This window comes from Streptomyces sp. ADMS (genome assembly GCF_033441795.1).
Taxonomy (GTDB): domain Bacteria; phylum Actinomycetota; class Actinomycetes; order Streptomycetales; family Streptomycetaceae; genus Streptomyces.
Window position 1 is genome coordinate 1 of sequence record NZ_JAVFVX010000085.1, and the last position, 3,376, is coordinate 3,376.

Annotated in this window: 5 protein-coding genes and 1 pseudogene; 4 read left to right on the forward strand and 2 right to left on the reverse strand. The window is 71.0% G+C overall.

The features are described from left to right. Window positions 1-217 precede the first annotated feature (217 nt). Window positions 218-1,078, forward strand: coding sequence for a thioesterase family protein (locus RB628_RS29230; RefSeq protein ID WP_318323532.1), 861 nt, complete (start codon window positions 218-220; stop codon window positions 1,076-1,078). A gap of 674 nt (window positions 1,079-1,752) precedes the next feature. Here the strand turns inward: RB628_RS29230 and RB628_RS29235 are convergent. Further along, entirely contained in the window at window positions 1,753-2,379 is a 627-nt protein-coding gene (locus RB628_RS29235; RefSeq protein WP_318323533.1) for a TetR family transcriptional regulator, read from the reverse strand. A gap of 121 nt (window positions 2,380-2,500) precedes the next feature. On the opposite strand from RB628_RS29235, the gene RB628_RS29240 reads away from it, so the two are divergent. Together RB628_RS29240 and RB628_RS29245 are read left to right on the forward strand one after the other, a co-directional pair. Next, window positions 2,501-2,653 (forward strand): hypothetical protein, encoded by a 153-nt coding sequence (locus RB628_RS29240; protein WP_318323534.1) that lies wholly within the window; start codon window positions 2,501-2,503, stop codon window positions 2,651-2,653. Between the two features lie 5 nt (window positions 2,654-2,658). Next, window positions 2,659-2,940, forward strand: a complete 282-nt coding sequence (locus RB628_RS29245; protein WP_318323535.1) for a DUF4190 domain-containing protein — start codon at window positions 2,659-2,661, stop codon at window positions 2,938-2,940. A gap of 30 nt (window positions 2,941-2,970) precedes the next feature. Here RB628_RS29245 and RB628_RS29250 read toward each other — a convergent pair whose 3' ends face one another. Next, window positions 2,971-3,027, reverse strand: a complete 57-nt coding sequence (locus RB628_RS29250; RefSeq protein ID WP_318323561.1) for a hypothetical protein — start codon at window positions 3,025-3,027, stop codon at window positions 2,971-2,973. 13 nt (window positions 3,028-3,040) lie between these two features. Here RB628_RS29250 and RB628_RS29255 point away from each other — a divergent pair. Continuing rightward, a pseudogene (locus tag RB628_RS29255) lies at window positions 3,041-3,217 on the forward strand (chorismate synthase); the annotation flags it as partial. Window positions 3,218-3,376: the final 159 nt, after the last annotated feature.

Below are 3,376 nucleotides of genomic sequence, written 5' to 3' on the forward strand. Positions count from 1 at the left end.
CTCGGGGCCGCTGGACTGCACTCCGCGACCTGCGGCGACGCGGCCGTGCTCGGTGTGCTCCGGGCGGCTGTTCCTGCGGGTCCAGCGAATTGCGCAGCAGAGTCGACGATCCGGTCCTGTCGGTCGCGTGCGCGGACGGACCCGCACCCGAGACATTCCGGGCACTTACCAGGGAAAAAAGCTACCGCTTAGTATGTGCCTGTTGTAGGGTTCACGCATGCCAGAAGCAGATTCCGTTCAGGCCGCGCGAGCCACCATCGGCGACAGTGAGTTCGACCGGGACACCGCCGTCACCCGGCGTGCGCCCGGTGTCTACGACGCCGACCTCTCCGCCGGCTGGACCATCATCAACGCTGTCAACGGCGGCTATCTGCTGGCCGTGCTGGGCCGCGCCCTCGCGGACGCCCTCCCGCACGGCGACCCGTTCAGTGTCTCCGCGCACTATCTCACCGCGTCCAGCCCGGGTCCGGCCGTCGTCCGTACGGACGTGGTCCGCACCGGACGCTCGCTGTCGACCGGTACGGCCTCGCTCTTCCAGTTCGACGACGAGGGCCAGGAGGTCGAACGGATACGCGTCCTCGCCTCCTACGGTGACCTGGACGCCCTCCCGGACGATGTCCGGACGACCGCCGAACCGCCCGCGATGCCGCCCATGGACCAGTGTTTCGGCCCCCAGGACGCGCCCGCCCCGGTCTCCGGCAGCTCCGCCATCGCCGACCGGCTGATGCTCAAGCTCGACCCGTCCACCCTCGGCTGGGCGCTCGGCGCGCCTTCCGGCAAGGGGGAGATGCGGTCCTGGTTCGGGCTCGCCGACGGTCGCGACGCCGACTCGCTCTCGTTGCTCCTCGCCGTCGACGCGCTGCCCCCGACCGCGTTCGAGATCGGCCTGTCCGGCTGGGTCCCGACGGTCGAGCTGACCGTGCATGTCCGCTGCCGACCGGCGCCGGGCCCGCTGCGGGTCTCGATCACGACCCGCAACCTGGCCGGCGGCTTCCTGGAGGAGGACGCCGAGGTCTGGGACAGTGCGGACCGACTCGTCGCCCAGTCGCGGCAGCTGGCGAGCGTGCGGCTCGGGTGACGCCCCCGAGGCGGCTTCTGTCACGGACATGTACCAGCGGGTAGTTTGATCTTCGGAAAGAAACCCCAGGTCGGAGGCGTTGCTGTAGCCGTGCTTTGCCTTACGCACAGGCAGGGCACAGAGCGGGCTCAAGAAAGCACAAGGTGTCGTTGATTCGATGCCCGCCTCGAAGCTCCCTCATCTTTCCTGGAGTTGTTTCTCATGAAGCGTGTGCGTCTCGTCCCCGCCGTGGCCCTGCTGGCGCTGTCCCCGCTGGTGCTCACCGCCTGCGGTTCGGGTGACTCGTCGTCCTCCACCACCGGCAACTCCGGTACCTCCGGGCAGAGTTGCCAGGCACCCTCGGGCATGCCGTCCGGTGCCCCCTCGGGTGCGCCCAGCGGTGCCCCGTCGGGTGCCCCGACCGACGGTGTCTCAGGGGCTCCATCGGGTGTGCCGACGGTGCGGCTCCCTCCGGCGCGCCCTCGGGCATGCCGTCCGGCGGCCCCGGCGGTCCCGGCGGCGGCCAGGGTGGCGGTGGCTGCGGTGGCCCCGGCGGTGGTCAGGGCGGACAGGGACAGCAGGCTCAACAGCAGGGCTGACAGCGGCGGGGCCCAGGGGCCTCGCGGGTACGGCATGGGCGGCGCGCTCGACGGACGGGCGCGCCGCCCACGTATGTTCCGGAGGTGTTCCGCCGGTCAGGCCAGCCAGTGGCGGCGGCCGATGGCGATCAGGCGCATCCGGCGGGTGGCCAGGTGGGCCACCAGTTCGCGCTGCGCCGCCGGTGCGTCCAGCGTCTCCAGGAACTGGGAGCCCGTCATCAGCATCTGGTCGACGTACAGGCCCGCGAGCATCAGCAGGTCCTCCTCGGTCCAGCCCTCGGACTCGGGCTGTTCGGCCAGCGCGTCCCGCACCTCCTCGGCGAACCGGGCCAGTTGGTCCCGGATGGCCTCGCGGACCGGCTGCACCCCGCCGTGCCGCTCGCGCGCGATGAAGCGGACGTGCGCGGGCTGCGCCTGGACGTGACCGGCGATCAGGTCGACCGCGCGGACTATGCGCTCCTCGCTGTCGCCTGCCCCGGACACCGTCGTACCGATCATCGGGTGGAGGCTGCCGAGCGCCTCCTCGACGAGGGCGACCCCGAGGTCGGCCGTGGAGTGGAAGTGGCGGTAGAAGGCGGTCGGGGCGACGCCTGCGGCACGGGTGACCTCGCGCAGACCGAGGCTGCTCAGGCTCTGGTCCTCCAGCAGGCCGAGCGCCGCGTCCAGGAGCGCCTGCCGGGTCTTCTGCTTCTGGACCTGCCGGATGCCGAGAGTGTGACTCATGCCATGCAGTTAACAACTGTTCTCTGTAATTGAAAAGCCGGGAGACCCGCTAGACTCAGGGGTCAGTGAACAAGTGTTACTACAAGCGTTCACTGAACTGTAACGGAAGGGATTCTCATCCATGTTCTTCCTTGTAGCCGTCCTCCTGCTGCTGGGCATGGTGCTGGGCGCCGTCGCCCACCTCCCGGTCTCGTCCAGTGTCCTGGCCGCCGTCGGCATCGCCGTCTGGCTCGGCATCTTCGCGCTCCGTGAGCGCCACGCCCGTCGGAGCTGATCACCATGCAACTCACCGCATCGGCCACCGGCCGCGACGAGCGCACCGGCACCGGTCCCCGTGACGCCGACGGCATGGCTGTCGCGTCCTTCGTCCTCGGGCTGCTGGGCCTGCTGGTCCTCAACATCTTCCTCGGCCCCGTCGCCATCACGCTGGCCGCAGTTTCCCTCTGGCGCGGCACGCAGAGGCGCGGCCGGGCACTGCTGGGCCTCGGTCTCGGCGTGGCCGACCTGGTCGTACTGGTCACCCTCATGCAGCTGGACAACACCGTCTCGTGGAGCTTCTGACGCCCGCGCCGGAAACCCGTGTCCGACCGGTCAGGCGTGCCGGAAGCGGTACAGCGCGGCCTTGGCCCGGTCGCCGCAGCGCGTCATGCCGCACCAGCGCGGGGAGCCCCCGCGCGCACGGGCGGCGATGAAGCCGGTCGCGACCGTGCCGCGACCCGGACCCCACCACCGGCGCTCCGACGTGCGCGCGGCCCCGGCGGCCGGGACCGTCGCCGAGGCGACGGCGGCCCTCGTGCCCGACGCGGTCGTGGCGGTGTCCGGTGGTGACCATTGCACGGTCATCTCGGACGGTGGAGTGCGCCCGGGTCGGCGAGCTTGGCACGGGTGCCGGGTGCCGGGTGCCGGGTGCCGGGTGCCGGGTGGTCGGGGGGGCCGAGGCCTGTCGGTGATCTTTGGATGCGCTCCGTCGGTTGCGTGGTCGTGGTGGTGTCCGGTG

Coding starts and splice junctions, on each gene's coding strand:
- RB628_RS29230 (WP_318323532.1), top strand. CDS start 218: ATGCCAGAAGCAGATTCCGTTCAGGCCGCGCGAGCCACCATCGGCGAC.
- RB628_RS29235 (WP_318323533.1), bottom strand. CDS start 2,379: ATGAGTCACACTCTCGGCATCCGGCAGGTCCAGAAGCAGAAGACCCGG.
- RB628_RS29245 (WP_318323535.1), top strand. CDS start 2,659: ATGCAACTCACCGCATCGGCCACCGGCCGCGACGAGCGCACCGGCACC.
- RB628_RS29240 (WP_318323534.1), top strand. CDS start 2,501: ATGTTCTTCCTTGTAGCCGTCCTCCTGCTGCTGGGCATGGTGCTGGGC.